Annotated in this window: 1 protein-coding gene; it reads left to right on the plus strand. The window is 47.6% G+C overall.

Annotation, left to right across the window (positions count from 1 at the left end):
* Positions 1-254 (plus strand): DUF3945 domain-containing protein (locus tag HMPREF2890_RS00825; RefSeq protein ID WP_148130634.1); only part of this gene is annotated, 254 nt, incomplete at both ends.

Raw genomic sequence — 254 nt, forward strand, 5'->3', positions numbered from 1 at the left:
GAAGTAACACCCAAGAGCGGTGAACCTTTTGCAGCCTACGTCTCCATCGACCCACAGACCAATGAGATTATTGCCTTGCGTGCCGACCGTGTAAGCATTCCTCAAGAGATCAAAGGCGTAACGCTCTCTGACCAGCAATACAAAGATCTAGTAGAGGGCAAAGCGGTGAAAGTAGAAGGAATGACCGCTAAGAGTGGGAAGTCTTTCGATGCTACGCTTCAGGTCAATGCAGAGAAGAAAGGTATTGAGTTTAT

Source organism: Porphyromonas sp. HMSC065F10, assembly GCF_001808555.1.
Taxonomy (GTDB): domain Bacteria; phylum Bacteroidota; class Bacteroidia; order Bacteroidales; family Porphyromonadaceae; genus Porphyromonas_A.